The sequence below is a fragment of the Streptomyces sp. NPDC002055 genome, from assembly GCF_040296705.1.
In the GTDB taxonomy this organism is placed as follows: Bacteria; Actinomycetota; Actinomycetes; order Streptomycetales; family Streptomycetaceae; genus Streptomyces.
The window spans coordinates 12,424-38,158 of record NZ_JBEOXS010000064.1 but is presented as its reverse complement, the minus strand read 5'-3'; the positions used below and the strand labels follow the sequence as shown (position 1 = coordinate 38,158).

Here is a 25,735-nt window from a genome sequence, read left to right as displayed (position 1 = left end):
CGCAGCTCCTCCTGCTCCCGGGCGTGGGCCCCCTCCCGGGCGTGGGACTCCTCGCGGGTGCTGGAGTCAGGGCGGTCGTGAGCCCCCGCTCGCGGCACCGCAGCCGAAGAGCCCGCCGACGGGACCGCGGCGGAAGCCACCGCTCCACCCCGGTCACCGGAGGTTCCGCCACCGGGCGGGCCGCCGGGAACCCTCGTCGCCCACGGGACATCGGCCCCCCGCCGCGGGCTCCAGCTCGTCAGGACTCGGGCCGCGTTTTTGTGCAGGCTCACTTCTCGCTGTCGCCCTCGCCGTCCCGGCCCGTTCCGTCGCCCTTGCCGGATCCGCCCTCGTCCGATCCGCCCGTGCCCGGCCCGCTCGTGCCCGGCCCGTCCTCGCCCGGTGCGCCGCCGTCCTGGGCGCCGTCCTTGTCGAGCCGCGGCTTCCCGCCGCTCGCGGCCTCCCCGAGCATCTTGTCGATCTCCGAGAAGTCCATCTGCTCGCCGTGCACGAACCCGTCGGGGTCGTCCAGGTCCTGGGCCGTCGGCAGCATGTCCGGGTGGGCCCACAGCCCGTCCCGGCCGTCCACTCCGCGGGCGTCCGTCAGCGACGCCCACAGCCGGGAGGCGTCCCGCAGCCGGCGCGGCCGCAGCTCCAGCCCGATCAGTGTGGCGAAGGTCTGCTCCGCCGGGCCGCCGCTGGCGCGCCGTCGCCGCAGGGTCTCCCGCAGCCGGTCCGCGGACGGCAGATGCGGTGCCGCCGCGGCGTGCACCACCGCGTCCACCCAGCCCTCGACCAGGGCGAGAGCCGTCTCCAGCCGGGCGAGCGCGGCCTTCTGCTCCGGGGTGTCCTCCGGCTGGAACATGCCCTGCTGCAGCGCCTCCTGCAGCTGCTCCGGGTGGGTCGGGTCCAGCTGGCCCACCGCGTCCTCCAGCTTCGCGGTGTCGACCTTGATCCCCCGCGCGTAGCCCTCGACGGCGCCGAACAGATGCGACCGCAGCCAGGGGACATGGGCGAAGAGCCGCTGGTGGGCGGCCTCGCGCAGCGCGAGGTACAGCCGCACCTCCTCCTGCGGGACGCCCAGGCCCTTGCCGAACGCCTCGATGTTGACCGGCAGCAGCGCGGCCTTGCCCGCGGGGCCCAGCGGCAGCCCGATGTCGCTCGAGCCGACCACCTCGCCCGCCAGCATGCCGACGGCCTGGCCGATCTGGGTGCCGAACATGGCGCCGCCCATGGAGCGCATCATCCCGAGCAGCGGGCCCGCCATGGCCTGCATCTCCTCGGGGAGCACATCGCCCATCGCCGCGCCGACCCGCTCGGCGACGGGATCCACCAGGTCCTTCCAGACCGGGAGCGTCGCCTCGACCCACTCGGCCCGGCTCCACGCCACGGCGGTGCCCGAACCCGACGGCAGCGAGGTGACGCCGTCCAGCCAGAGATCGGCCAGCCGTACGGACTCCTCCACGGCCGCCCGCTCGTGCGGCCCGACGCTGGAGTCCTTGGTGCCGTCGGAGGTGCCCTGGGCAACGGTCTGGCGCGCGATGTCCTTGGCCATGTCCCAGTTCACCGGGCCGCCCTCGTACGAGAGCATCTGCCCGAGCTGCTGGAAGGCCGCCCCGAGGTCGTTCGGGTTCAGCGAGCCGAACATCGCCGCGAGGGGGTTGTCCCCGGCGTTGCCACCGAGCCCGCCGCCGAACCCGAAGGGATTCGCGGGGCCCTGATGGCCGCCCTGGCCCCCCTTCTTCTTGCCGTCGTCGCCGTCTTCCGGCTCCTCCGGCGGAAGGCCGAATCCGAATGGGTTGTCACTCACGGGTTTCCTCGGCTCGTAGGGACCGCCGGCCCGGGACCGGCGGCGACTGCCCGACAACACCCAGCGTAGACACTCCGCCCACCTCTAGGCTCGGTGCTTGGCCGCCCCGATGCCTGCGGCAGGATGAACGCCAACTGGTACGTACGCGTCACTTCCGGTACGTACTGAAGACAACCGCTGGAGACGCCCGGTGAGTTCCCCAGATCGAGAAGTTCGCGCAGCGCGAAACGATGCTGCGGCGCCCTCGCGGCGCCCCGTTGTCGCGGTCACCGGAGCCGCGACCGGTGTCGGTGCCCTCCTCACGGAGCGGCTCGCGACGTCCCAGGAGATCAAGCAGGTCGTGGCGATCGACGAGCGCCGCGGCGAGGTGTCGGAAGCCCAGTGGCACCTGCTGGACGTGCGGGATCCGGCCATTGCCGAGAAGCTGCGGGGCGCCGATGTCGTGGTGCACCTCGCCCTGGATCTCGACCTCGAGGGCGACCCCGCGGCCCGTACGGCGTACAACGTGCGAGGCGCCCAGACCGTGCTCACCGCCGCCGCGGCGGCCGGCGTGCACCGCGTCGTCCTCTGCACCTCGGCGATGGTCTACGGGGCGCTGCCCGACAACGACGTACCGCTCGCCGAGGACGCGGAGCTCCGCGCGACCGCCGAGGCCACCGGCGTCGGCGACCTGCTGGAGATCGAGCACCTCGCCCGCCGCGCGCCCCGCGCGCACCCCGGTCTCAACGTCACGGTGGTCCGGCCGGCCATCCTGGTCGGCGGCACCGACACCGCCCTCACCCGCTACTTCGAGTCCCCGCGCCTGCTGGTCGTCGCCGGGTCCCGCCCGACCTGGCAGTTCTGCCACATCGAGGACCTGGTGAGCGCCCTGGAGTACGCGGCGCTGGAGAAGGTCGAGGGCGAGTTCGCGGTCGGCTGCGACGGCTGGCTGGAGCAGGAGGAGGTCGAGGAGCTGACCGGAATCCGGCGCATGGAGCTGCCGTCCGCGGTGGCCCTGGGGGCCGCCTCACGGCTGCACCGCCTCGGCCTCACCCCCTCGCCGGCGGGCGACCTCGCGTACACCATGCACCCCTGGGTGGTGAGCGGCAGCAGGCTGCACGACGCGGGATGGCGGCCCGGCTGGACGAACGAGGAGGTCCTCGCGGAGCTGCTGGAGGAGGTCGCCGGACGGCACACCGTCGCCGGGCGGCGGCTCGGCCGCAAGGACGCGACCACGCTCGGCGCGGCCGGCGCGACGGTGGCCCTGGTGGGTACGGCGGCCCTGGTCAGGCGGGCCCGCAAGGCGCGCCGCCGGGTGTAGCGCGCCGCCCCTCCCGCGAGCGGAAACATTCTTTCGGAATACGGATTCCCTGATCCAGACAGGTGCGACACGATGGACGGTATGGCAGGCACGCACGACCACCCCGGCGAGGCGGGAGCGCCGGACCCGGTCCGTCTCGTCGAGATCCGTCAGGCCCCGCTCTCCGTCGACGAGGTGTTCGCGGCCGTCGGGGACGCCTCCGCGGGCGGCACGGCGCTCTTCGTCGGCACCGTCCGGGACCACGACGGCGGAGCGGACGTCTCCGCCCTCGGCTACTCCTGCCACCCGACCGCCGAGGCGGAGATGCGCCGCCTCGCTGAGCGGGTCGCCGCGGACTTCCCCGTTCGGGCGCTGGCCGCCGTCCACCGGGTGGGTGACCTCTCGGTGGGTGACCTCGCGGTGGTCGTCGCGGTCTCCTGTCCGCACCGGCAGGAGGCGTTCGCGGCCTGCCGCCGCCTGATCGACGACCTCAAGCGCGAGGTGCCGATCTGGAAGCACCAGGAATTCGCGGATGGAACGGCGGACTGGGTGGGCGTCTAGCGGGCGTCCGGCCGCCCGCTGAATGGCCGACTCCGCTTGCGTAACCGGCCCCCTGACGCAAGCGTTGATCGGGCGGATGGTTAATCTGCTCATCGGTCAGTTGCGGTTGTGTATGGGGTCGGGAGGCCGGTATGGCGGCGCTTGCATGGTTGCTGATTCCGGTCGTCGCGGCTCTCGTCGCCGCGGTCTGGGCGCGTTGGGCGGCCCGGAACCGCAAGGTCGAGGATGTCGCGGAGCTGGACGGCTATGCGCGCTTCCGCGAGGCGATGGAACGGTCCCGCTCCGGCTCCGACGCGGCCTGACGGCACCGGACGAGCCCCACCGGCCCACGATCCGGAAGCCCGCAGCCCGCAGCCCGCGCGGGGGCAGGTCCCCGGCAGGCGGTGCGCATCCGGCGCGGCCAGGGACCGCCACCGCGGCCGTTGCCCCGGACCCGCGCTCCGGCCGCACCCGGTCCCGGACGTGCCGTCCCGGCCGTGAACCGCTGCCGCGGTGGCGCCCCGTGGCCGGCGGACCGGAAGCAGCGGCCCCGGAATTGCACTGTCGGACCCGTCCCGTACTGTCGTTCCATGCCACGCCGCACCGCGACGATGCTCGCTTCGATCCTGACGCTGATCGCGCTGCTGTGCGCCGGGGTGCTGATCCCCGTCCCGTACTCCGAGATGTCTCCCGGCCCGACGGTGAACACCCTCGGCGAGCACGGCGGTGAGCCGGTGCTGCAGGTCTCCGGGCACAAGACCTATCCCGCCTCCGGCAACCTCAACATGACCACGGTCCGGGTGACCGGCGCCGACTACCGGATGAACCTCTTCGAGGCGGTCTACGGCTGGCTCTCCCACGACAACGCCGTGGTGCCGCACAACACGCTCTACCCCGACGGCCAGACCGCGGAGCAGGCCAACCAGGAGAACGCCGAGGAGTTCAGCCAGTCCCAGGAGAGCGCCAAGGTCGCGGCTCTCCGGCAGCTCGACATCCCGGTCTCGGCCCGTGTGGTCGTCGGCTCCGTGGTCAAGGGCAGCCCGGCCCAGGGCCGGCTGCACGCCGGCGATGTGATCAAGGCCGTGGACGGGAAGCGCATCGCACAGCCCGGGGACGTCGCGAAGGTGGTGACGCGCCACGAGCCGGGCGAGAAGGTCGAGTTCACCATCGTCCCGGCCAAGGCCGCGGCCGCCGCCGAGAAGGCGGGCAAGCCCGAGCCGCGCGGCACCCGGACGGTGACCGTGCCGACGAAGAAGGCGCCGGGCGACGACCGGGCGATCGTCGGGATCCAGGCCGGCACCGACCACACGTTCCCGTTCGAGGTGGACATCAAGCTCGCCGACGTGGGCGGACCGAGCGCGGGGCTGATGTTCGCCCTGGGCATCGTGGACAAGCTGACCCCGGGTGATCTCACCGGCGGGACGTTCGTGGCCGGCACCGGCACCATCGAGGACGACGGCACGGTCGGCCCGATCGGCGGCATCGAGATGAAGACCGTCGGAGCCCGCGGCAAGGGTGCCCGCTACTTCCTGACGCCCGAGGACAACTGTGCCGCCGCGGCCAGGGACGTGCCCGCCGGTCTCACCCTGGTGAAGGTCGACACGATCCGGGACGCCGTGACGTCCCTGGAGAAGATCCGCAAGGGCGACACCGGACAGCTGCCGGAGTGCGCCAAGGGCTGACCGGGCGGCCCGGCCGCACAACAGCGGCCCGCCCGCCCGCCCGCAGCGGCGGGGACGCACGCCGCCCGGACCGGCTCCGGACGCGGCCGGGGCGCCGGGACGGGCCGCCGCCGAGCCCCGCGGCCGGGCCGCGCGACGGCGGGAACGACGGCGGGACGGCGGGTGGCTTTCGTCCGGACCGTTCGGGTCCCGCGGGCCCGGGGCGGGATCCGGGCGGGACGCCCCGGGCTCCACTGCGACGTGCCGCCCCGCCTACTCCGCGAACGTCGCAGACAGCGCTTCGGCCAGCCCCGGCACCAGATCGGAACCGGTGAGCACCTCGGTCGGGGAGTCCTTCTCCTTCAGCCGCAGCGCCGTCTCGCGGGAACCGTCCCGCAGCACGGCGACCGTCATCCGGACCTCCTGCCGGTCCGGGTGGGCCGTCACCCACTCCGCCAGCCGGGCATCGTCCAGGCCCTCGGGCACGGACGCCTCGGCGGACGGCGGGAGCATCAGCCGCTCCACGGTCATGGCGCAGCCGGCGACGGCGCCGGGCCAGGCGATGGTGGCGAGGAACTCGTCGAGCGGTGCCCCGGCGGGCAGCTCGTCCTGTTCCACGGGGGTGAGGGAAGCGGCCTCCGCCGCGTCGTCGATGCCGAGCTGGGCGGCCAGGCCCGGTTCCTCGGCACGCAGCCGTTCGGTGTCGACAAGGGCGAAGAGCCGGGCGGGCTGGTCCCAGCCGAGCCCCGCCGCGTAGGCGTCGATCTCGAGGACGGCGCGGGTCAGCGGGTTCGCGGCCATGGGCGTGCTACCGGGGGAGTGGTTGGACATGCTCGATATCTTGCCCCCTTCGTGACCCGGAACGGGAACTGGGTAAAGCCTGAGTAAGTTGCAGGAGTGGGCCCCTACTATCGCGGGGGCCCGCTCATACGACAGCGAAACATCGAGGTGCGCACCTTGGCTTTCCAGATGCCGGACCGCGGCGGAGGCCCGACAGGGCCGCGGATCAGAGTCGGCCGACCGTCCCGGCGCGTCCGGACCCTGTTCATGACACTGGGCGTGCTGGCCGTGCTGGCCATGCTCTTCGTCATGTTCGCCGGGTTCTGGACGGACTGGCTCTGGTACCGCTCGGTCGACTACTCGTCGGTCTTCACGACGACCCTGTGGACCAAGATCGGCCTCTTCCTCGTCTTCGGCCTGCTGATGGCGGGGGCCGTGGGCGTCAACATCTGGCTCGCCCACCGGCTGCGGCCGCCGCTCAGCGCCATGTCGGTCGAGCAGCAGAGCCTCGACCGCTACCGTATGAGCATCGCCCCGTACAAGAAGTGGGTGCTGCTCGCGGTCACCGCCCTCATCGGGCTGATCGCCGGGGCCTCGGCCTCCGGCCAGTGGCGCACCTGGCTGCTGTGGGTCAACGGCGTTCCGTTCGGTACGAAGGACCCGCAGTTCGACAAGGACGTCTCCTTCTACTCCTTCGATCTGCCCTGGTACCGCTTCCTGCTGGGCTTCGGCTTCGCCGCGGCGGTGCTGAGCCTGATCGCCGCCGCCCTGGTCCACTACCTCTACGGCGGTCTGCGGATCACCAGCCCGGGGGCCCGGGCCACCGCCGCGGCGACGGGCCATCTGTCCGTGCTGCTCGGTGTCTTCGTCTCGCTCAAGGCGGTCGCCTACTGGCTCGACCGGTACGGCCTCGCGGTCAAGTCGAGCGACCTGAAGTCCACCAACGGCTGGACCGGCCTGCGGTATGTCGACGCCAACGCCTATCTCCCGGCGAAGACCATCCTCTTCTGCATCGCGGTCATCTGCGCCCTGCTCTTCTTCGCCACGCTGTGGCGGCGCACCTGGCAGCTCCCGGTCATCGGGTTCGGGCTGATGGTGCTGTCCGCGATCCTCATCGGCGGGCTGTACCCGGCGATCGTGCAGAAGTTCCAGGTCCAGCCGAACGAGCAGGCGAAGGAAGCGCAGTACATCCAGAAGAACATCGATGCCACGCGCAAGGCGTACGACATCGACGACTCGCAGGTCAGCGACTACTCCGGCAAGAGCACGCAGACCGATGACCGGAAGCTGCGCAGCGACGCCGAGAGCACCGCGAGCATGCGGCTGCTGGACCCCAACATCGTCTCGCCGACGTACCAGCAGCTCCAGCAGGTCCGGGGCTACTACGGCTTCCCCGCCACGCTCGACGTCGACCGTTACCCGGGCAAGGACGGCAAGGAGCAGGACACCGTCATCGGCCTGCGCGAGCTGAACATCAACGGGATCCCCGAGCGGAACTGGATCAACGACCACTTCAAGTACACCCACGGCTACGGCGCGGTGGCGGCCAAGGGCACCTCGGTGACGCCGGGCGGCGCCCCGGACTTCACCGAGTACGACCTGCCGACCAAGGGCCGGCTGGGCACCTACCAGCAGCGGGTCTACTACGGCGAGAAGACCTCGCAGTACTCGATCGTCGGCGGTCCGCAGAAGGAGCTCGACTACTCCGACGCCGAGGGCGAGAAGCTCTACCGGTACACCGGCAAGAGCGGCGTCAACCTGGCGAATCCGGTGAACCGGGCGGCCTACGCGGTGGCCTTCGGCGAGCCGCAGATCCTCTACTCCGGTGCCATCGGTGACGGTTCGCGGATCCTGTACAACCGCACGCCCAAGGAGCGCGTCGAGTCGGTGGCGCCCTGGCTCACCATCGACGGCGACGCCTATCCCGCGGTCGTGAACGGCCGGATCCAGTGGATCGTCGACGCCTACACGACGTCGAACGGCTACCCGTACTCCTCGCGCACCACGCTGGGCGACACCACGGCCGACTCGCTCACCAACGGTCAGCGCACGGTGGTGGCCCAGCAGAACCAGGTCAACTACATCCGCAACTCGGTCAAGGCGACCGTCGACGCCTTCACGGGCAAGGTGGAGCTCTACGAGTGGGACACCAAGGACCCGGTCCTCAAGACCTGGAAGAAGGCGTTCCCGGGCACGGTGAAGGCCAAGTCCTCCATCGACAAGGACCTGATGCGGCACCTGCGGTACCCGCAGGACCTGTTCAAGGTGCAGCGCCAGCTGCTGACCCGCTACCACGTCACCAAGGCCGTGCAGTTCTACAGCGGCAGTGAGGTCTGGCAGGTGCCGAACGACCCGACGAACAAGTCGGGGAACGCGGTGCCGCCGTACTACCTCAGCATGAAGATGCCGGACCAGAAGGCGCAGTCGTTCTCGCTCACGACGACATTCACGCCCCGCGGCCGGGAGAACCTCGGTGCCTTCATGGCCGTGGACGCCGACGCCGAGAGCGACGAGTTCGGCAAGATCAGAATCCTGAAGCTGCCGTCCAACACCACGGTGTCCGGTCCGCAGCAGGTGCAGAGCAAGTTCAACTCCGAGACGGCCATCGCCAACGAGATCAACATCCTCAAGAGAGGTGACTCGGAGGTCGAGTACGGCAATCTCCTGACCGTCCCGCTCGACGGCGGCCTGCTCTACGTCGAACCGGTCTATGTGCGCGGCGCCGGCACCAACTACCCGCTGCTGAAGAAGGTTCTGGTCTCGTACAACGACCAGACCGCCTTCCGCAACACCCTGGGCGAGGCGCTCGACGAGGTCTTCGGCAAGCAGGGCGGCACGACGAAGCCGCCGGGCGAGGGCACCCGTCCGCCGTCCGCCGATCCGACGGTGCGCGCGGCGCTCGACGACGCCCAGAAGGCGTTCGAGGCGGGCCAGAAGGCGCTGGCCGACCAGGACTGGACCGCCTACGGCAAGGCCCAGGAAGACCTGGAGGCGGCGCTGAAGCGGGCCGCCGACGCCGAGGCGAAGGCGGACCGGAAGCCGGCCGACCAGAAGCCCGGGAACAGCTGAGTAAGGCTCCACCCCGCAGCGTGGTAGTGTTACACACACAACGGCGCGGGGTGGAGCAGCTCGGTAGCTCGCTGGGCTCATAACCCAGAGGTCGCAGGTTCAAATCCTGTCCCCGCTACGAAAGAAGGGCCCGGAGTCAATGACTCCGGGCCCTTCGCTTGTGTGGGGGACAGTTGGGAGTCCGGCGTTTGGCACAACGTCGTGTCGGGAAGTCGACAAAACGCCGAAGTGACTTCACGGGCTGCGGTATACGAGGTGTACGCGGGTTGCGGGTGGTGCGACGATGGCCCTTATGGGGGACAAGGCAAATCTGTTGGAAACAGGTCGGTTTGTGAGCCCACCCGACGACGGGCAGGGCCCGCTCGCATCCGCAGCCGGACCGGGCTGCACCGAGACCACGACACTCCCCGCCGACACGGACGAGGAGACGACCCGGCACCGGCACGCCGCCGAGATCGGCGACACCGAATCGATGAGCGTCCTCGGCGCTCTGCTGCTGCGCCGGGGCGATCTCGACGGCGCGGAGCCCTATCTGCGGGCCGCCACCGCCACGGGGGACCGGGCGGCGGCCAACAACCTCGGCGTCCTGCTGCACCAGCGCGGCTACGCGGACGAGGCCGCGGGCTGGTGGCGGATCGCCGCCGTGGCCGGCTCGGCCGCGGCCGCGCACGCCCTCGGCCGCCATTACCGGGAGCGCGGTGACGAGCCCGCCGCCGAGTACTGGCTGCGCCAGTCCGCCGAATCGGGCCACGCCCTCGGCGCCTACGCCCTGGCGGACCTGCTGGAGCACCGCGGCGACGCCGTCGCCGAGCGCTGGTTCCGGGCGGCCGCCGACCAGGGGCACCGCGAGGCCGCGTACCGGCTCGCCCGCATCCTGGACCGGCACCACCCCGGCCACGAGCCGGACGACCCGCGCCGCCCGGACCCGTTCGGTACGTCCACGGGCCGCCGGGCGGTCCCGGAACCGTCCGGCGAGGACCCGGCCGCCGCGGCCGGCGAGGCCGAGCAGTGGTACCGGCAGGCCGCGGCGCGCGGCCACCGGCGTGCCGCACTGCACCTCGGCACCCTGCTCGAGGAGCGGGGCGACATCCAGGAGGCCGGCCGCTGGTACCTCACCGCGGCCAAGGACGGGGAGCCCCGCGCCGCCTGCGCGCTCGGCTTCCTGCTGCGCGACGCCGGGGACACCGACAGCGCCGCGGTCTGGTGGCGGCGCGCGGCCCAGGACGGCGACGGCAACGCCGCCAACGCGCTGGGCGCCCTGCACGCCGACCGCGGTGAGCCGCAGACCGCCGAGCGCTGGTACCGCGCCGCGCTCGACGCCGGGGACCACAACGGCGCGTTCAACCTCGGGCTGCTCTGCGCCGAGCAGGACCGCACCGCCCAGGCCGAGCAGTGGTACCGCCGCGCCGCCTACACCGGGCACCGCGAGGCCGCCAACGCGCTCGCGGTCCTGCTGCTCCAGCAGGGCGACCCCGCGGGGGCGGAGCCGTGGTTCTCCAAGGCCGCCGAGGCGGGCAGCGTGGACGCGGCCTTCAACCTCGGCATCCTGCACGCCGGACGGCACGAGACGGCCGCCGCGCGCCAGTGGTACGAGCGTGCCGCCGCGGCCGGGCACACCGAGGCGGCCCTGCAGGTCGCCATCGCGCTGCTCCGCGACGGCGACGAGCGCACGGCGGAGCGTCATCTGCGCTGTGCGGCCGGTGGCGGCAGCGCGGAGGCTGCCTTCCGCCTGGGCACCCTGCTGGAGCGGCGGCAGCGGCCGGAGGAAGGGGACGGCACGGCCACCGAGTGCGAGGAGTGGTTCGAGCGGGCGGCCGAACAGGGCCACCGGAGCGCCCAGGTGCGCTGCGGGATGATCGCCGCCTTCCGCGGCGACGTCGCCGGGGCCTCGCGCTGGTACCGCACCGCGGCCGAGGCGGGCAGCCGCAGCGGCGCCTTCAACCTGGGGCTGCTGCTGGCCCGGGAGGGCAGCGAGCCGGAAGCGGCCCTGTGGTGGACCCGCGCGGCCAACGCCGGCCACGGCCGCGCCGCGCTGCGCCTCGCCCTGCTGGCCGCCCGCCGGGGCGACCTCGCCGAGGGGCAGCGCTGGTGCACGCGGGCGGTCGAGCTGGGGCCGGCGGAGGTCGCCGAGCGCGCGGCGCGACTCCGCGACGCCCTCCAGCAGGAGCTGACGGCCTGAGCCGGCGGGACGTGCCCGGCGGGACGAGCCGGCGCCGGCCGGGGCTACGGCCCTGGTCGGGCGGCCGGGGTCACGGCGCCGGCCGGGCGGCCGTCGGTCCGCACGGGTCGCCGTGGCGTCCGGGGCCCGCGGGGTTCCGGGCACCCGGCCCGGCGTAGCGCACCCGGTGCGTGGTGACCGGTGCGCGGCGGTCGGTGCCCGGTGCGCCGGTGGCCGGTGCCCGTCCGCGCCGGTGGACGGCCGCGGTCACCGGCGGGCGTTGGGCACCTGTGGGGTCGTGGTCACCGGCGCGCAAGGCACTCCTGGGGCCCGCCGCGGACCGCTGCGAGGGCCCGGGGGAGGCCGCCTCCTGAACGGATTTGCGCTGGTCGTCGGCCTGAGGCTAGAGTAAAGGCACACCGACGCGGGGTGGAGCAGCTCGGTAGCTCGCTGGGCTCATAACCCAGAGGTCGCAGGTTCAAATCCTGTCCCCGCTACGAGAGCGAAGGCCCGGATCCTCAGGATCCGGGCCTTCGTCATGTGCGCGCATGCATGCGTGGTGTGCGCCGCATGTCACCTGTTCCGTGCAGTCGTCTGCTTCGGGCCGTCCGCTTCCTATCGGGCCCGCGCGTGCCGAGGGTCGCCGGCGCTGTGCGTTCCGGCGGCGAGGGCGGCTCTCGGGCGGTGCTGCGACCGCCTCAGGCGGTGGCGCAGGACGGGCAGAGCCCGCGGTAGGTGACCTCGACGTCGGAGACCGTGAAGCCGAAGCGCTCGGCGTCCGGCAGGTCCGCGAGCGGATTGCCGCCGGGGTGGACATCGCGCACCGTGCCGCACTTCGCGCACACCAGGTGCTGATGCGGGTGGTGGGCGTTCGGGTCGTAGCGCATCGCGCGGCGGTCCGTGCTGACCTCGATCACCTCGCCGAGCGAGACCATCTCGCCCAGCGTGTTGTACACGGTCGCACGGGAGATCTCGGGCAGTCGCTCGACGGCCCGCGCATGGACTTCATCCGCGGTGAGGTGGACGTGGTCACCGTCGAGGACCTCGGCGACGACCCGCCGCTGCGCGGTCAGGCGCCAGCCGCGTCCTCGAAGTCGCTCCAGCAGGTCACTCATGACAATCAGCCTAACAGCGGGTGAGCGTTGTTCCGAACCGGTACGGTCTTTGTCCTCATCTTGACTTGGACTAAGTCCAATGTAGGATCCCATTCAGTGAACGCCAGGAGCAGGACGACACGCAGGAGGAGCACGTGACGGTTCGGGACGAGGCGACCGGGACCACCGGCCCGCTCACGACGGAGTCCGGCGCTCCGGTCGCGGACAGCCAGAACAGCGAGACCGCGGGCCCCGGCGGCCCGGTCCTGGTCCAGGACCAGCACCTGCTGGAGAAGCTCGCGCGCTTCAACCGGGAGCGGATCCCGGAGCGGGTGGTGCACGCGCGGGGCGCCGGCGCGTACGGCACCTTCACCGTCACCGCCGATGTGAGCCGGTACACCCGGGCGAAGTTCCTGTCCGAGGTGGGCAAGCGGACCGAGACCTTCCTGCGCTTCTCCACCGTCGCCGGCAGCCTCGGTTCGGCCGACGCGGTGCGGGACCCGCGCGGCTTCGCGCTGAAGTTCTACACCGAGGAGGGCAACTACGACCTCGTCGGCAACAACACCCCGGTGTTCTTCATCAAGGACGCCGTCAAGTTCCCGGACTTCATCCACACCCAGAAGCGCGACCCCTACACCGGGTCGCAGGAGGCGGACAACGTCTGGGACTTCTGGGGGCTCTCGCCCGAGTCGACCCACCAGGTGACCTGGCTCTTCGGTGACCGCGGCATCCCCGCCTCGTACCGCCACATGAACGGCTACGGCTCGCACACCTTCCAGTGGAACAACGAGGCCGGAGAGGTCTTCTGGGTCAAGTACCACTTCAAGACCGACCAGGGCATCCGGAACCTCGCCCAGGGCGACGCCGACCGACTCGCGGGTGAGGACCCCGACTCCCACCAGCGCGATCTGCGCCAGGCCATCGAGCGGGGCGCGTTCCCGACCTGGACCGTGCAGGTGCAGATCATGCCCGCGGCCGACGCGGCGGGCTACCGCTTCAACCCGTTCGACCTGACCAAGGTCTGGCCGCACGAGGATTACCCGCCGATCGAGATCGGGAAGCTGGAGCTCAACCGCAACCCGGAGAACGTCTTCGCCGAGGTCGAGCAGTCGGTCTTCTCGCCGGCGCACTTCGTGCCGGGCATCGGCCCGTCCCCGGACAAGATGCTCCAGGGCCGGCTCTTCGGCTACGGCGACGCCCACCGGTACCGCGTCGGGATCAACGCCGACCAGCTGCCGGTGAACCGTCCGCGCGCCGCCGAGGCGCGCACCCACGGCCGGGACGGCGCGCTCTACGACGGCCGGCACGGCCGTGCCCGGAACTACGAGCCGAACAGCTCCGGCGGTCCGGAGCAGACCGGCCGTCCGCTGTGGCAGCCGCTCGCGGTCGGCGGCGCCACGGGCAACGACGCCGCCCCCTCGCACGCCGAGGACGACGATTTCGTCCAGGCCGGCCGGCTCTACCGGCTGATGTCCGAGGCCGAGCGGGAGCGGCTGATCGCCAACCTCGCGGGCTTCATCGCCCAGGTGTCGCGCGACGACATCGCCGAGCGGGCGATCGACAACTTCCGGCAGGCGGACGAGGACTACGGCAAGCGTCTGGAGGCCGCGGTCCGGGCCCTGCGCGGCTGACCGGAGGCTCGTCGTCACGAAGGGGCCGGATCCCGCCCGGGATCCGGCCCCTTCCGGTGCTCGGTGGGTGTGCGACCCGCCCGGTGCCCGGGTGCGGGCGGGGCGGGGATGTGCTCGGGCCCGTTCGCTCGTGGCGCCGGTCCGGGGGTCGCGGGGTGTGCGGTCCGCCGGTGTGCGGCTTACGTGTCCTGTCCGTCAGCCTGCGAGTGCCGTGGTCCGCCGGCGTTCCGGAGCCCAGCAGCGGATGATGTCGCGCACCGACACCACCCCGACGGGCTCCAGGTCGTCGAGGACGACCAGGTGCCGGAAGCCGCCGTGGGTCATGGCCTCCGCCGCTTCCTGGAGCGTCCAGGAGGGGGCCGCGAAGACGACGTCGGTCGTGGTGTGGGCGTGGGCGCTCTCCCGGTCGGGGTCCTGGCCGGCGCCCAGGGAGTTGAGGATGTCGCGTTCGGTGAGGATGCCGATCCCGCAGTCCTCCGGATCGAGGACGACGGCGGCGCCGACCCGGCGCGCGGACATCAGCTGCGCGGCCTGGCGGAGGGTGTGGGCGGGACCGATGGTGAGGACTACCGAGCTCATGGCGTCGCGAACGAGCATGGAACGGGGCCACCTCTCTTCATGTGTCCCCCGCGAGGCGTGAATCCTCCGAGCGGCGTGAACCCCTCGTGAGGTGTGAACCCTTCATGAGAAGTATTTCACAAGTTCACAAGCAGGGGGATTCTCATGTTCACATGCGGCTTCGGAGGCGGCAAGGGGGCGGGCGGAGCCGGGGCGGGGCGCGGTGGCGCCCGGTGCCCGCGCCCGCCCCTCGTCAGTAGCGCTGGTTCAGGTAGCCCAGCAGGTCCTCGTGGAGCAGCCCGTTGGAGGCGGCGGCGTTCGCGCCGCCCGGCCCCGGCACGCCGTCCAGGCTGGTGAAGCTGCCGCCGGCCTCCTGCACGACGATCGCGGTGGCCGCCATGTCCCAGAGGGAGAGCTCCGGCTCGGCGCACATGTCCACCGAGCCCTCGGCCACCATCATGTACGGCCAGAAGTCGCCGTAGGCGCGGGTCCGCCAGCAGTCGCGGCTCAGATCGAGGAAGCCGTCGAGCCGCCCCTGGTCCTCCCAGCCGGTCAGCGACGAGTAGGCGAAGGAGGCGTCCGAGACCTTGCCGACCTGGGAGACCCGGAGCCGGGTCGCCGAGGACAGGCTGCGGCCGGTGTAGGCGCCCGAGCCCTGCGCCGCCCACCAGCGGCGGCCGAGCGCCGGAGCGGAGACCACGCCGACGACCGGCTGGTAGCCGCCCTCGCCCTGCACCATCAGCGCGATCAGGGTCGCCCAGACGGGGACGCCTCGCACATAGTTCTTGGTGCCGTCGATCGGGTCGATGATCCAGCGCCGCGGGCCGCTGCCCTCGCTGCCGTACTCCTCGCCCAGCACGGCGTCCCGCGGCCGGGCGCGGGACAGCTGGGAGCGGATCAGCTCCTCGGCGGCCTTGTCGGCCTCGCTCACCGGCGTCATGTCGGGTTTGGTCTCGACCTTGAGGTCGAGCGCCTTGAACCGTTCCATGGTCGCGGCGTCCGCGGTATCCGCCAGCACGTGGGCCAGACGCAGATCATCGTGATAGTCGGGCATGGGCGAACAGTATCGACCGCTCCGCGGACCGGCCACACGACCGTGTCCGTCCGGGGTGGAGGAGTGCGCCGTCGGAGCTATTGACACTCCGTGGCGGCGCGTCAATCGTGTGCGGACGTCAGCCGTGTGAACCGGAGTGCCGGGAGGCAACGATGCCTACTGCACGTGAATCCTTGCTGGACGCCGCCTTCGCGGCGCTGACGTACCGCCCCTGGTCGGGCGTTCGGATGGTCGAGGTCGCGGCCGCCGCCGGGGTGTCCCGGCAGACCCTCTACAACGAGTTCGGGAGCAAGGACGGCCTGGCGAGAGCCCTGGTGCGGCGGGAAGCCGACGCCTATCTCGCCGGCGTCGAGGGAGCTCTCGGGCGGCAGGACGGGGCCGGCGCGGAACCGGACCCGGGCCGGCGCCTCGCGGCGGTCGCGGACTGGACGGTGCGCACCGCCCGGACGAATCCGCTGGTCAGGGCCGTGCTCACCGGGTTCTGGGGTGAGCTGCTGCCGGCTCCTCCGCGCGCCGGGGGAGCCGGATCGCCCGCGTCCTACCTCCCGGCGCAGCGCCGCGCCGACGCCGGGCCGCCCACCCCGGTCGAGCTGCTGGGGCAGGTGCGCGACCGGGCGCTGGCCGTCCTGGAGGCGGGGCGGCCGAAGGAGGAGGCGGAGGAGCTGGCCCGGGAGTGCGAGGTCGCCGTCCGGCTGGCGCTGTCCTACGTGGTGGTTCCGGCCGGGGCGGAGGACCCCTCGCGGCTGGTCCGGGAGTGCTGCGCGGCGGGGGCGGTCGCCGCGCCGCGGTCCGGCTGAGCCCGGGGCTCGTCGCCGGCCCGCTCCCGGGGCCGCTCGCCGCCGGTGCTGTCCCGGGCGCCGCGGAGGTGCTGCCGGGGCTCCGGGGCAGGGCCGGCGGCGAGCCATCAGTGCGCGGAGCCGGAGAGCTGGAGGCCGATCACGCCCACGATCACCAGCGAGATGGAGACGATCTTCAGGGTGGAGACCAGATCGCCGAGGAAGATCATGCCGTAGAGGGCGGTCCCGGCGGCGCCGATGCCGGTCCAGACCGCGTACGCCGGTCCGACGTCCAGCTTCTTGAGCGCCAGGGTCAGCAGGCCGAAGCTGCCGAGCGCGAAGGCGCAGAAGGCCACGGTCGGCCAGAGGCGGGTGAAGCCGTGCGAGAGCTTCAGACACACCGCGAAGCCCGTCTCCAGCAGCCCGGCGACCACGACCAGCAGCCACGCCATGTGTGTGCCTCCCACGTCGGTGACCGCTTCGTCCACCTTGGTGTGCTTGGTGCGATTATGCACGCACCTCGGGTGGGAACCGCCGAACGTCGGACCATCGAACGCCGCAGGGAAACCGCCCCGGGCACCCGGCGCCGAAGCCCGCCGCGGAAGGGCGGCGGGCGGACCGGGCGAGCGGGTGCGCACCGGACGAGCGGGGGCGGACGGCGCCGGATGCCGCGGGCCGTGCGCCGGGAGGTCAGTCCCCCTCGCGCCGCTCCCGGGTGGCCAGCAGCCGCCGCAGGGAGTGCAGCCGTGCCGGGTCCGCGTGCCCCTCGGCGGCCCACGTGTCCAGCGCGCAGTCCTTCTCGTCGTGGCTGCAGGCCCGCGGACAGCCCTCGGTGCCCGGCACCAGGTCCGGGAACGCGTGGATCACGCGGGACGGATCGACGTGGTTCAGCCCGAAGGACCGCACGCCGGGAGTGTCGATCACCCAGCCGCCCTTCCCGCCGCCGGCCGCGTCCGCGGTCAGCGGCAGGGCGAGCGCCGAGGTGGTGGTGTGCCGGCCGCGGCCGGTCACCGCGTTGACCACGCCGGTCGCCCGCTGCCGGTCCGGCACCAGGGCGTTGACGAGGGTGGTCTTCCCGACCCCGGAGTGGCCGACGAAGGCCGTGATCCGGTCGGCCAGCCGCCCCCGGACCAGCTCCGCGGCGCCGCCGTCGGCCAGTTGGGCCCGGTTGGTCACCACGTAGGGCACGCCCAGCGTCTCGTACGTCTCCAGCAGCGGTCCGGCCGGCGAGAGGTCGGACTTGGTGAGCACCAGCAGCGGGTCCAGCCCCGCGTCGTAGGCCGCGACCAGGCAGCGGTCGATCAGCCGGGGCCGCGGCTCCGGGTCGGCCAGCGCCGTGACGATGGCGAGCTGGTCGGCGTTGGCCACGACCACCCGCTCGAACGGGTCGTCGTCGTCCGCCGTGCGCCGGAGCACCGAGGAGCGCTCCTCGACGCGCACGATCCGCGCGAGGGTGTCCTTGGCGCCGGAGAGGTCACCGACGATCCCCACCCGGTCGCCCACGACCACGCCCTTGCGGCCCAGTTCGCGGGCCTTCATCGCGGTGATCGTGCGGCCCTCGACCAGGCAGGTCAGCCGGCCCCGGTCGACGGTCAGGACGAAGCCCTCGGCGGCGTCCTCGTGCTTGGGCCGGATATTGGTACGGGGGCGGTTGCCCTTGCGGTTCGGCCGGACCCGTACGTCGTCCTCGTCGGTGTGCTTGCCGTAGCGGCGCATCGCTGGGTGCTCTCACGCTCTCCGTGCGGGGGCCACGGCGGAGGTGCCGAGCATGCCCGACCACAGGTCCGGGAAGTCGGGGAGCGTCTTCGCGGTGGTCGCGACGTTCTCCACCCGGACCCCCTCGACGGCGAGTCCGATGATCGCGGCGGCGGTGGCCAGCCGGTGGTCGTCGTAGGTGTGGAAGACCCCGCCGTGCAGCGGGCGCGGGCGGATGTGCAGACCGTCCTCGGTCTCCGTGACGTCGCCGCCCAGGCCGTTGATCTCCTTGGTGAGCGCGGCCAGCCGGTCGGTCTCATGGAGCCGCAGGTGCGCGACGCCGCGCAGCACCGACTCGGAGTCGGCCAGCGCCGCGACCGCCGCGATGCCGGGGGTGAGTTCGCCGACCTCGCTCAGGTCCACGTCGATGCCGTGGATCCGGCCCGATCCGGTGAACGTCAGCCCCGCGTCGGTGAGTTCGCAGGAACCGCCCATCTCGGTGAAGATCTGCCGCAGCGCGTCACCGGGCTGGGTGGTGCGCTCCGGCCAGTCCGGGACGGTGACCCGGCCGCCGGTGACCAGGGCCGCGGCCAGGAACGGCTGGGCGTTGGACAGATCGGGCTCGACCACCAGGTCCCGGCCGAGCAGCGCGCTCGGCGTCACCCGCCAGACGTTCGGCTCGCCGCCGGCCTCGGGGGTGTCCACCCGGGCGCCGGCGGACCGCAGCATGTCCACGGTCATCCGGATGTGGGGCAGGGACGGCAGGGCGGCGCCCACGTGCCGCACCTCCACGCCCTGGTTGAAGCGGGGCGCCGACAGCAGCAGCGCGCTGACGAACTGTGAGGACGAGGAGGCGTCGATCTCGACGGAGCCGCCGTCCAGGGCCCCGCCGCCGTGCACGGTCAGCGGGAGGGCGCCGCGGCCGTCGTCGTCGATCCGGGCACCGAGGGCGCGCAGGGCGTCGATCACCCCGTGCAGCGGGCGCTCGTAGGAGCGGGGGTCGCCGTCGAACCGGACGGGGCCGTCGGCGAGCGCCGCGACCGGCGGCAGGAAACGCATCACCGTTCCGGCGTTGCCCACGTCCACGGTGGCCGGGCCGTGCAGTCCGGCCGGGATGATCCGCCAGGCCTCGCCGCCGTCGCCGCCCGCGGTGGCGCTGGACACGGTCTCCTCGATGCCGACGCCCATGGCGCGCAGCGCCTCGGCCATCAGCAGGGTGTCGCGCGACCGCAGCGGGCGGCGCAGCCAGCCCGGTTCCGCGGCGAGCGCGGCCAGCACCAGGCCGCGGTTGGTGACCGATTTCGATCCGGGCACGGTGACGGTCGCGTCGACGGGGCCGGACGCGGACGGGGCGGGCCAGAGGGCGGTGTGCTCGGGGTTACCGGTCATGGGCCTCACTTTAGTGGTTCAGCTCGGGCACCGATCTTGATCAAAAGCGGAGAAACCCAGCCGAAAGTCAGCAGGGGTGGAGGGTAGTCGATGTCACGCCGCGCCTCCGCCGCCGCTCACATGCCGAGCAGCCAGCGTCCGCCGCCGATCAGCGAGCTCAGCGAGACCACGTGGAAGAGGAGGAGCCAGAGCACCGGCGGAACGTTCGTCAGCCGCGCCAGCTGGTCCGCGTCGGAGTCCGGTGCCCCGCCCCGGCGCCGCTTGCCCTGGAGCTCGAAGACCGGGCGCACGCCGCCGAGGAGCAGGAACCACACCACGCCGTAGGCGAAGGCGGCCTGCACGGCGGGGCCGGTCAGCCAGGAGACGAGGAAGAAGGCGGCGCCGGCCACCAGGACCGTCAGCACGCCGTAGGCGTTGCGGATCATCACGAGCATGGCGGTCAGCAGCACGACCGCGCCCCAGAGCAGGGCGGTGATGTGTCCGGCGGCCAGCAGCCAGGCGCCGCCGAGTCCGATGAGGGACGGAGCGGTGTAGCCGGCCGCCGCGGTGAGGATCATGCCGATCCCGGTGGGCTTGCCGCGCGAGACGGTCAGCCCGGAGGTGTCCGAGTGCAGCCGTATGCCGTCCAGCCGGCGACCGCTGAGCAGCGCCACCAGACCGTGCCCGCCCTCGTGCGCGATGGTCACGGCGTTCCGGGAGAGCCGCCACGCGGCGTGCGGGAGCACGGCCGCGAGGGCGACCACCGCGGTCGTGGCCACCAGCCAGACAGGGGGGTCCGGTTGGGAACCTATGACGCGATCCCAGAGATCGCCTATCGCTGTGCTGTTCATGGACGGGCGGCTCCCTTGCCGGAAGGTACGGACGTCGTGGCAGTGTGGCACTTATGTGCGGTCGATATTCAGCGAGCCGGAAGCCCGAGGACCTCGTCGGGATGTTCGGTGTCGCGAAGTGGGATCCCGAAGAGACCCTGGCACCCGACTGGAATGTCGCGCCCACGAAGGACGTCTACGCGGTGCTGGAGCGGCCGGACAAGGGGACCGGGGACCCGGCTCCGGTGCGGCAGTTGAGGATGCTGCGCTGGGGGCTCGTCCCGTCCTGGGCCAGGAACCCCGACGGGGGCGCGAAGATGATCAACGCCCGGGCGGAGACGGTGCACGAGAAGCCGTCCTTCCGCCGGGCCTTCACCGCGCGCCGGTGCCTGCTCCCGGCGGACGGCTACTACGAGTGGGTCACCGCGGCCGCCGAGCGCCGGCTGGAGGTGGAGGGGAAGAAGAAGCGCCCGCGCAAGCAGCCCTACTTCGTGACGCCCGCCGACGGTTCGGTGATGGCGATGGCCGGGCTCTACGAGTTCTGGCGGGACGGCACCCTGCCCCCCGAGCACCCGCGGGCCTGGTGGGTGACGTGCTCGGTGGTCACCACCGAGGCGGAGACCACACCGCTGCCCGGTGCCACCGGCGACGGTCCGGGGTCGCTCGCCGAGATCCACCCCCGGATGCCGCTGGTGCTCCCCGAGGACCGCTGGTCCGCCTGGCTCGACCCGGCGCGCACGGACCCGGACGACCTGCGCACCCTGCTGGCCCCGCCGCCGGCCGGCACCGTCCGGGCGTACCCGGTCTCCACCGAGGTCAGCAATGTGCGCAACAACGGCCCGGAGCTGCTGACGGAGCTCGAGGCCCCGGAGGAGGAAACGCTCTTCTGAGCCCCCGGGATTTCCGGTTTCCCGGGGCGCACGGGCCAGGATGGACGGGTGATGGAGACCGAGACCGTACCCACTCCCGCGGGCGACGCCCGCATCACCTGGCACCCGGCGGCGCGGAAGGCGCGGCTGGTGCTGGCCCTCGGCCATGGCGCCGGCGGCGGGATCGAGGCCCGTGACCTGCGGGCGCTGGCCGCCGGGCTGCCCGCCCGCGGCGTCACCGTCGCGCTGGTCGAGCAGCCCTGGCGGGTCGCCGGCAAGCGGCTCGCCCCGGCGCCGAAGACCCTCGACACCGCCTGGACGGCGCTGTGGCCCGCGCTGGAGAAGCCGGGGCTGCCGGTGGTGGCGGGCGGCCGGAGCGCGGGGGCGCGGGTCGCCTGCCGTACGGCGCGCGGCCTCGGCGCGCGTGCCGTGCTGGCGCTGTCCTTCCCGCTGCACCCGCCCGGCCGGCCGGAGAAGTCCCGGGCGGAGGAGCTGACGGGCGCCGGGGTGTCCACCCTCGTCGTCCAGGGCGGACGGGACCCGTTCGGGCGCCCGGAGGAGTTTCCGGCGGGTACGGACCTCGTCGAGGTGCCGTACGCCGATCACGGCTTCGCCGTACCGAAGACGGCGGGGCCCGGCCAGGAGGAGACCCTGGAGGTCATCACGGGCGGTGCCGCCGCCTGGCTGGACCGGATCGCCTGACCGCCGGGCCGTCCGCCGGCGTCCCCGGGCCCGCCATGGTGCTGCCCCCGGTGCTGCCCCTGTGCGGCCCCGGTGCTGTCCCGGTTCCGCCTCGGGGCTGTGGCGTAGCACATGCCGGAACGCGGGAATGCGGCGGCGCTCGCCTGCGTTGTGGCGGGTGTCCGTTGATGCAGGCCTTCGTATGAGGAGAGGGAGTCCGCCGCATGGGTTCGATCCATTGCCCGGCCCGTCCGCAGAGCGCCGACACCGAGTGGTCCCGGGCGCTGCTGCCCCAGCCTGCTTCCCGTGGAGCGGCGGGTGACACGGATCGTCGTCTATTCTCCGATTCGAGCGGGTCCGCATTCGGTTCCGCCACGGCGTTGGAGGAGGTGGGTCCGGTCACTGGGACCGACGCAGGGACCGACGACGGCCAGGCACGGGAGACCCCGGCCGAGCGCAACGCGCGCTTCGAACGGGACGCCCTCGGCTTCCTCGACCAGATGTACTCCGCCGCGCTGCGGATGACCCGCAATCCGGCGGATGCCGAGGACCTCGTGCAGGAGACGTATGCGAAGGCGTACGGCTCCTTCCATCAGTTCCGCGAGGGCACCAATCTCAAGGCCTGGCTGTACCGGATCCTCACCAACACCTTCATCAACTCCTACCGCAAGAAGCAGCGCGAGCCCCAGCGCAGTGCCGCCGAGGAGATCGAGGACTGGCAGCTCGCGCGCGCCGAGTCCCACATGTCCACGGGGCTGCGCTCCGCCGAGTCGCAGGCGCTCGACCACCTGCCCGACTCGGATGTGAAGGCGGCGCTCCAGGCCATTCCCGAGGAGTTCCGCATCGCGGTCTATCTCGCGGATGTCGAGGGGTTTGCGTACAAGGAGATCGCGGACATCATGGCTACACCCATCGGCACGGTGATGTCGCGGCTGCACCGCGGCCGTCGTCAGCTGCGTGGTCTGCTGGAGGACTACGCCCGTGAGCGCGGGCTGGTCCCCGCCGGAGCGGGCGCTGCGTCGACCGAGTCGCACGATCGGAAGGGCTCGGGATCATGAGCTGCGGAGATCCGCACGAGACGGACTGCTCCGAGGTACTCGACCACCTCTACGAGTTCCTCGACCGTGAGATGCCGGACGGCGAGTGCGCCAAGTTCGAGGTGCACATCGACGAATGCTCACCGTGCCTGGAGAAGTACGGCCTCGAGCAGGCCGTGAAGAAGCTCGTGAAGCGCTGCTGCGGCCATGACGACGTGCCGACCGACCTGCGCTCCAAGGTCATGGGCCGGATCGAGCTCATCCGGGCCGGCGAGGCCGTGCCCGAGCAGACCGTGCTGGAGCAGGCGGTCGCCGACCAGCAGGCCGCGGAGGCCGAGGCGGAGTCCGCCGCCGGGCCGGAGCGCACGTCCGAATCCGCCTGAGGCCGATCCGCCTGATGAGGCCCCGGCCGCCCGGGGCCATGGCCGCCGGTACCCGAGGCCGTCCGAGCACCTGAGCCCGCATCCCTCCGGGCCCGCTTCCGGGCGGGCCCGTACGTGTGCGCGCCTGTGGGCACCCGTACGGATTCCGGATGGGCCGCTTCGACGGGACTGCTGTCGACGGGCCTGCTCCGACGGGGCCGGTCCGCGGGGTGTGCAGGGCGCGTCCGACGGGGCCGGTGCCCGGCGACTGCGGGGCGCGCGGCAGGCGCGCACGGCCGGTAGGTCCTGGCCCGTCCGGCGGCGGACGTCCGTCCCTCCACAGCCCCCGGACGAGGGCCCTTCTGTCACCCGAAGGTGCGAATCCGCGCCCCCCGCACGGCCTAATACGTCGATGCGCCTGTCCTCGGCCCGGCGCGGGCTTATTCTCCCCATCCTGACGCGGCTTCGAAGACGCAGCGATCACGTCGAGCGCACGGGAACCATGGGAGAGGAGCACCATGCGAGCTGTGCCGCGCGGGGCGCGGGTGTACGTCCTGTGCGCCGTGCTCGCCGCGGTGACGTGCGCCGCGCCCGCGTTACGCCCCGGCGCCGGAACGCCGTGGGACGCCGCCGCCCTGCTGGCCCTGCTCTGCGCCGCGTCCGAGCGGCTCGGCCGCCCGCGGACCGCACCACGAGGCGCCCCGGACCGGGGGCACACCGCACCGGCCGGCGCCGGGCCCTTCGTCCCGGTGCTCCTCGCCGGTGCCTTCCTGCTGCCGCCCGCGGCCGCCGCCCTGGTCGGCGTGCCCGGGGCGCTGCTGGGCCGGGTCGAGCGGCAGCCCGTCCGGCTCCGCCGGGTCTGGCACGCCGCCCGCGTCGCCCTCGCGACCTTCGCCGCCGGGCAGGTCTTCGGCGCCGGGCGCCTCACCGGCGACGGCCGGGAAGCGGTCGCCACCGCCGACTTCCCCGGCGTCCTGCTGCCCGCGGCCCTCGCCGTCCTCGCGTTCTGCGCGGTGACGGCCGCCCTCGACGGGGGGATCCTGGTCGCCGCCGAGCGCTGTCCGCCCCGCACCGCCTGGCGCGGGCTGCTGCTGCGCTCGCTCGCTCCCCATCTGGTCCACGGGTCGGCCGGGCTGATGATGGCCGTCCTCTGGCGCAGTCCGTTCGGGCCGGTCACGTCGCTGCTGGTGCTGCTGCCGATGTACATCTCCTGCTGGGTCTTCGCCCAGTACCACCGGGAGCGCGCCGCCCATCACGCCACCATCCGCGCCCTGGTCCAGGCGGTCGACATCAAGGACCGCTACACCCGCGGCCACAGCGAGCGCGTCGGCCGCGCCTCGGCGATGATCGCCCGGGAGCTGGGCATGGACGGGAGCCGGGTCGAAACGCTGCGCATCGCGGGCATCCTGCACGACGTCGGCAAGCTCGGTGTTCCCACCCGGCTGCTCCGCAAGGACGGCCCGCTCACCCCCGAGGAGCGGCGCGTCATCGAACTCCACCCGGAGTACGGGCACGAGATGGTGCGCGGCATCGGCTTCCTCGGGGAGGCCCGGGTGGCGATCCTGCACCACCACGAACGGCTGGACGGGCGCGGCTACCCCTACGGGCTCTCCGGCCGGCAGATCCCGGAGTTCGCCCGGGTGGTGGCGGTCGCCGACGCCTTCGACGCGATGACCTCCACCCGCTCCTACCGGCGGGCCCGGCCGGTGGCGGCGGCGGTGGCCGAACTCCGCCGGTGCGCGGGCTCGCACTTCGACCCCCGGATGGTCCGGGCCCTGGTCCGGGCGCTCGACCGGCACGGCTGGCACCCGAACGTCACCGCGGACAGCGAGCACCCCGCGGACCTCAGCGGAAACGTCCCCGCACCGGCGCCGGACACCGCTCCGGGAGCCGCGCCCGGCACCGCCCCGGCGACGGCAGGGGAGACGGCCCCGGAGACAGGGGTGGAGACGGCAGGGGACACAGCGGCGGAGGAGCGGCTGGCCCGGAGGTCCGGTCCGCACCCGCGGGAGTCCGGGCCGGTCCCGGTCCCGGTCCCGGACGTCCGGCGCGCGGCCGGCGCCGCAGGGAACCGCCGCCGCCCTCGTGGCGGTCGGCGATGAGCGGCCGCCTGGGGGAGGGGGACGACTCCCGGCACGGCGCTCCGGACACCGCGCGGCCCGCCGGTGCCCGGTCCGGTGCCGAGTCCGGTGCCGAGTCCGGAGCGGGCGACGGCCCGGATCCGACGGAGCCCGGAGAGCGCACCGGGGCACCGGACCGGCAGGATCACCCTCCGTCACCCCCCGGAGCCATACCCCGGCCCGGCACGGAGCCGAAGCCGGACCGGCACGCGGACCCGGACCCGGATCCCGATCCGGATCCGGAAGCCGATACAGAACTCCTTGCAGCGGGCGGCACGGAGCGCGACACCGAGCCCGGCGCATCGGGAGGCGCGGAGCGCGGTGCATGGCCCGGCGGGGAGCGCGGTACGGAGCCCGGCGCATCAGGCGGCAAGGAGCCCGGAA

General features: G+C 73.0%; 22 protein-coding genes and 2 tRNA genes. 15 read left to right on the top strand and 9 right to left on the bottom strand.

The window, feature by feature from the left end:
- Nucleotides 1-268 precede the first annotated feature (268 nt).
- Nucleotides 269-1,789, bottom strand: a complete 1,521-nt coding sequence (locus ABT112_RS29155) for a zinc-dependent metalloprotease (RefSeq protein WP_351514597.1) — start codon at nt 1,787-1,789, stop codon at nt 269-271.
- A 190-nt stretch (nt 1,790-1,979) separates the two neighbouring features.
- Between ABT112_RS29155 and ABT112_RS29150 the strand changes: the two genes are divergently transcribed.
- From ABT112_RS29150 to ABT112_RS29135, 4 genes are all read left to right on the top strand, one after another.
- On the top strand, nt 1,980-3,089 hold the full coding sequence (locus tag ABT112_RS29150; RefSeq protein ID WP_351514596.1) for an SDR family oxidoreductase: 1,110 nt from the start codon (nt 1,980-1,982) through the stop codon (nt 3,087-3,089).
- A gap of 81 nt (nt 3,090-3,170) precedes the next feature.
- Nucleotides 3,171-3,629: a molybdenum cofactor biosynthesis protein MoaE gene (locus tag ABT112_RS29145; protein WP_351514594.1), complete on the top strand. Its 459-nt coding sequence runs from the start codon at nt 3,171-3,173 to the stop codon at nt 3,627-3,629.
- Nucleotides 3,630-3,760: 131 nt separating this feature from the next.
- Entirely contained in the window at nt 3,761-3,931 is a 171-nt protein-coding gene (locus ABT112_RS29140; RefSeq protein WP_351514592.1) for a hypothetical protein, read from the top strand.
- 267 nt (nt 3,932-4,198) lie between these two features.
- Nucleotides 4,199-5,290, top strand: a complete 1,092-nt coding sequence (locus tag ABT112_RS29135; protein WP_351514590.1) for a YlbL family protein — start codon at nt 4,199-4,201, stop codon at nt 5,288-5,290.
- A 252-nt stretch (nt 5,291-5,542) separates the two neighbouring features.
- On the opposite strand, the gene ABT112_RS29130 is transcribed toward ABT112_RS29135, so the two are convergent.
- Nucleotides 5,543-6,100: a PPA1309 family protein gene (locus ABT112_RS29130; protein ID WP_351514588.1), complete on the bottom strand. Its 558-nt coding sequence runs from the start codon at nt 6,098-6,100 to the stop codon at nt 5,543-5,545.
- A 138-nt stretch (nt 6,101-6,238) separates the two neighbouring features.
- Between ABT112_RS29130 and ABT112_RS29125 the strand changes: the two genes are divergently transcribed.
- From ABT112_RS29125 to ABT112_RS29110, 4 genes are all read left to right on the top strand, one after another.
- Nucleotides 6,239-9,118, top strand: coding sequence for a UPF0182 family membrane protein (locus tag ABT112_RS29125; protein ID WP_351514603.1), 2,880 nt, complete (start codon nt 6,239-6,241; stop codon nt 9,116-9,118).
- Nucleotides 9,119-9,162: 44 nt separating this feature from the next.
- A tRNA-Met gene (locus tag ABT112_RS29120) sits at nt 9,163-9,236 on the top strand.
- A 165-nt stretch (nt 9,237-9,401) separates the two neighbouring features.
- Nucleotides 9,402-11,297, top strand: coding sequence for a tetratricopeptide repeat protein (locus ABT112_RS29115; RefSeq protein WP_351514586.1), 1,896 nt, complete (start codon nt 9,402-9,404; stop codon nt 11,295-11,297).
- 402 nt (nt 11,298-11,699) lie between these two features.
- A tRNA-Met gene (locus ABT112_RS29110) sits at nt 11,700-11,773 on the top strand.
- Between the two features lie 201 nt (nt 11,774-11,974).
- Here ABT112_RS29110 and ABT112_RS29105 read toward each other — a convergent pair.
- The gene (locus tag ABT112_RS29105; RefSeq protein WP_351514584.1) at nt 11,975-12,391 is read right to left on the bottom strand and encodes a Fur family transcriptional regulator; all 417 of its coding nucleotides are present in this window, start codon (nt 12,389-12,391) and stop codon (nt 11,975-11,977) included.
- A gap of 134 nt (nt 12,392-12,525) precedes the next feature.
- Here ABT112_RS29105 and ABT112_RS29100 point away from each other — a divergent pair, with 134 nt between their 5' ends.
- Nucleotides 12,526-14,001, top strand: coding sequence for a catalase (locus tag ABT112_RS29100; RefSeq protein WP_351514582.1), 1,476 nt, complete (start codon nt 12,526-12,528; stop codon nt 13,999-14,001).
- A gap of 195 nt (nt 14,002-14,196) precedes the next feature.
- On the opposite strand, the gene ABT112_RS29095 is transcribed toward ABT112_RS29100, so the two are convergent.
- Entirely contained in the window at nt 14,197-14,598 is a 402-nt protein-coding gene (locus ABT112_RS29095) for a CBS domain-containing protein (RefSeq protein ID WP_351514580.1), read from the bottom strand.
- Between the two features lie 214 nt (nt 14,599-14,812).
- Nucleotides 14,813-15,613 carry a histidinol-phosphatase gene (gene hisN, locus ABT112_RS29090; RefSeq protein ID WP_351514579.1) on the bottom strand — a complete coding sequence of 267 codons (801 nt, stop codon included), beginning with the start codon at nt 15,611-15,613 and terminating at the stop codon, nt 14,813-14,815.
- A gap of 152 nt (nt 15,614-15,765) precedes the next feature.
- Between hisN and ABT112_RS29085 the strand changes: the two genes are divergently transcribed.
- Nucleotides 15,766-16,410 (top strand): TetR/AcrR family transcriptional regulator, encoded by a 645-nt coding sequence (locus ABT112_RS29085; protein WP_351514578.1) that lies wholly within the window; start codon nt 15,766-15,768, stop codon nt 16,408-16,410.
- Nucleotides 16,411-16,517: 107 nt separating this feature from the next.
- Here the strand turns inward: ABT112_RS29085 and ABT112_RS29080 are convergent, their stop codons facing one another.
- The 4 genes from ABT112_RS29080 to ABT112_RS29065 form a co-directional block, all read right to left on the bottom strand.
- Nucleotides 16,518-16,841 (bottom strand): DMT family transporter, encoded by a 324-nt coding sequence (locus ABT112_RS29080; protein ID WP_351514601.1) that lies wholly within the window; start codon nt 16,839-16,841, stop codon nt 16,518-16,520.
- A gap of 238 nt (nt 16,842-17,079) precedes the next feature.
- Entirely contained in the window at nt 17,080-18,105 is a 1,026-nt protein-coding gene (rsgA, locus tag ABT112_RS29075) for a ribosome small subunit-dependent GTPase A (protein ID WP_351514576.1), read from the bottom strand.
- Nucleotides 18,106-18,117: 12 nt separating this feature from the next.
- Nucleotides 18,118-19,473, bottom strand: a complete 1,356-nt coding sequence (gene aroA / locus ABT112_RS29070) for a 3-phosphoshikimate 1-carboxyvinyltransferase (RefSeq protein ID WP_351514574.1) — start codon at nt 19,471-19,473, stop codon at nt 18,118-18,120.
- 116 nt (nt 19,474-19,589) lie between these two features.
- Complete coding sequence (locus ABT112_RS29065; RefSeq protein ID WP_351514572.1) at nt 19,590-20,303, bottom strand: M50 family metallopeptidase; 714 nt, start codon at nt 20,301-20,303, stop codon at nt 19,590-19,592.
- 53 nt (nt 20,304-20,356) lie between these two features.
- Here ABT112_RS29065 and ABT112_RS29060 point away from each other — a divergent pair, with 53 nt between their 5' ends.
- The 5 genes from ABT112_RS29060 to ABT112_RS29040 all read left to right on the top strand — a co-directional run bounded on the left by ABT112_RS29060 (nt 20,357) and on the right by ABT112_RS29040 (nt 25,333).
- Nucleotides 20,357-21,172 carry an SOS response-associated peptidase gene (locus ABT112_RS29060; RefSeq protein WP_351514570.1) on the top strand — a complete coding sequence of 272 codons (816 nt, stop codon included), beginning with the start codon at nt 20,357-20,359 and terminating at the stop codon, nt 21,170-21,172.
- 51 nt (nt 21,173-21,223) lie between these two features.
- Nucleotides 21,224-21,853, top strand: a complete 630-nt coding sequence (locus ABT112_RS29055; protein ID WP_351514568.1) for an alpha/beta hydrolase family protein — start codon at nt 21,224-21,226, stop codon at nt 21,851-21,853.
- Between the two features lie 368 nt (nt 21,854-22,221).
- Nucleotides 22,222-22,890 (top strand): sigma-70 family RNA polymerase sigma factor, encoded by a 669-nt coding sequence (locus ABT112_RS29050; protein ID WP_351514567.1) that lies wholly within the window; start codon nt 22,222-22,224, stop codon nt 22,888-22,890.
- On the top strand, nt 22,887-23,252 hold the full coding sequence (gene rsrA, locus ABT112_RS29045) for a mycothiol system anti-sigma-R factor (RefSeq protein ID WP_351514565.1): 366 nt from the start codon (nt 22,887-22,889) through the stop codon (nt 23,250-23,252). The genes ABT112_RS29050 and rsrA overlap by 4 nt, the downstream gene beginning before the upstream one ends.
- A gap of 497 nt (nt 23,253-23,749) precedes the next feature.
- A complete protein-coding gene (locus ABT112_RS29040; RefSeq protein WP_351514563.1) occupies nt 23,750-25,333 on the top strand; it encodes an HD-GYP domain-containing protein in 1,584 nt (527 codons plus the stop codon).
- The last annotated feature ends 402 nt before the right edge of the window (nt 25,334-25,735 follow it).

Excerpts from the sequence above, each read along its gene's own strand:
- ABT112_RS29145 (WP_351514594.1), top strand. The coding sequence starts at position 3,171 with ATGGCAGGCACGCACGACCACCCCGGCGAGGCGGGAGCGCCGGACCCG.
- ABT112_RS29140 (WP_351514592.1), top strand. The coding sequence starts at position 3,761 with ATGGCGGCGCTTGCATGGTTGCTGATTCCGGTCGTCGCGGCTCTCGTC.
- ABT112_RS29135 (WP_351514590.1), top strand. The coding sequence starts at position 4,199 with ATGCCACGCCGCACCGCGACGATGCTCGCTTCGATCCTGACGCTGATC.
- ABT112_RS29130 (WP_351514588.1), bottom strand. The coding sequence starts at position 6,100 with ATGTCCAACCACTCCCCCGGTAGCACGCCCATGGCCGCGAACCCGCTG.
- ABT112_RS29125 (WP_351514603.1), top strand. The coding sequence starts at position 6,239 with ATGCCGGACCGCGGCGGAGGCCCGACAGGGCCGCGGATCAGAGTCGGC.
- ABT112_RS29115 (WP_351514586.1), top strand. The coding sequence starts at position 9,402 with ATGGCCCTTATGGGGGACAAGGCAAATCTGTTGGAAACAGGTCGGTTT.
- ABT112_RS29105 (WP_351514584.1), bottom strand. The coding sequence starts at position 12,391 with ATGAGTGACCTGCTGGAGCGACTTCGAGGACGCGGCTGGCGCCTGACC.
- ABT112_RS29095 (WP_351514580.1), bottom strand. The coding sequence starts at position 14,598 with ATGCTCGTTCGCGACGCCATGAGCTCGGTAGTCCTCACCATCGGTCCC.
- hisN (WP_351514579.1), bottom strand. The coding sequence starts at position 15,613 with ATGCCCGACTATCACGATGATCTGCGTCTGGCCCACGTGCTGGCGGAT.
- ABT112_RS29085 (WP_351514578.1), top strand. The coding sequence starts at position 15,766 with ATGCCTACTGCACGTGAATCCTTGCTGGACGCCGCCTTCGCGGCGCTG.
- ABT112_RS29080 (WP_351514601.1), bottom strand. The coding sequence starts at position 16,841 with ATGGCGTGGCTGCTGGTCGTGGTCGCCGGGCTGCTGGAGACGGGCTTC.
- rsgA (WP_351514576.1), bottom strand. The coding sequence starts at position 18,105 with ATGCGCCGCTACGGCAAGCACACCGACGAGGACGACGTACGGGTCCGG.
- aroA (WP_351514574.1), bottom strand. The coding sequence starts at position 19,473 with ATGACCGGTAACCCCGAGCACACCGCCCTCTGGCCCGCCCCGTCCGCG.
- ABT112_RS29065 (WP_351514572.1), bottom strand. The coding sequence starts at position 20,303 with ATGAACAGCACAGCGATAGGCGATCTCTGGGATCGCGTCATAGGTTCC.
- ABT112_RS29060 (WP_351514570.1), top strand. The coding sequence starts at position 20,357 with ATGTGCGGTCGATATTCAGCGAGCCGGAAGCCCGAGGACCTCGTCGGG.
- ABT112_RS29055 (WP_351514568.1), top strand. The coding sequence starts at position 21,224 with ATGGAGACCGAGACCGTACCCACTCCCGCGGGCGACGCCCGCATCACC.
- rsrA (WP_351514565.1), top strand. The coding sequence starts at position 22,887 with ATGAGCTGCGGAGATCCGCACGAGACGGACTGCTCCGAGGTACTCGAC.
- ABT112_RS29040 (WP_351514563.1), top strand. The coding sequence starts at position 23,750 with ATGCGAGCTGTGCCGCGCGGGGCGCGGGTGTACGTCCTGTGCGCCGTG.